The 836-nt window shown below is 75.4% G+C and carries 1 protein-coding gene; it reads right to left on the bottom strand.

Annotated features, from left to right (window positions below; genetic code table 11):
* A partial coding sequence (locus ND748_RS33050; RefSeq protein WP_251750163.1) for a polyketide synthase occupies nucleotides 1-836 on the bottom strand: 836 nt, incomplete at both ends.

Here is an 836-nt window from a genome sequence, read left to right as displayed (position 1 = left end):
GCGAGGGTCTGCCCGTCGGCGGCGGGGGCCATCAGGGAGGCGGACCGGCCGTCGCTCGACGTGCCGGCCCCGCGCAGCACCGCGTAGATCCGGTCGCCGTCGCGGCGGGCGTCGGCGAGCCGGCGCAGCACCAGCATGCCGACGCCCTCGCCGATGAGGATGCCGTCGGCCCGCCGATCGAACGGGCGGATCGCCTCACTCGGGGACAGCGCCCGCAGCAGGGAGAACACGCTCCAGAACGACGGCTCGTGGACGAGGTGGGCACCGCCGACGATCATCGTGTCGGTGCGGCCGGCACCGAGATCACGCATCGCCATCTCGACGGCGATGAGCGACGACGCGCAGGCCGCGTCCACCGTGTAGGCGGGGCCGCGCAGGTCGAGTCGGTTCGCGATGCGGGACGCGGCGAGGTTGGGCACCAGACCGATCGACGCCTCCGGGCGGGCCGGGCCGAGCTGCGCGACGAACGCCTCGCGGACGCGTTCTACCGCGTCGGCGGGCAGGTCCGGCAGGACCTCGCGCAAGGTGGTGACGAGCTGGCGAGAGGTGCGCACCCGCTGCTCGAGCCGGGCCACCCCGGATCCCACGTAGCCGCCGCGACCCAGCACGACGCCCACTCGCTCGGCGTCGCCGAGCCCATCGGGCCCACCGGCGTCCGTGATCGCCTCGGCGGCGAGCCGCAGCGCCAGCAACTGGTCCGGCTCGGCCCAGTCGACGGCGTTGGGCACGATGCCGAACGCCGTCGGGTCGAACGTCGCGAACTCGTCGACGAAGCCGCCGCGCCGGCAGTAGAAGCCGTCCGCCGCACCGGCTGGCGCCGCGCCCGCGCCCGCCTC

This window comes from Frankia sp. AiPs1 (assembly GCF_023716945.1).
In the GTDB taxonomy this organism is placed as follows: domain Bacteria; phylum Actinomycetota; class Actinomycetes; order Frankiales; family Frankiaceae; genus Frankia.
The sequence above is the reverse complement of the archived record's forward strand: the minus strand, read 5'-3'. Positions and strand labels throughout refer to the sequence as shown.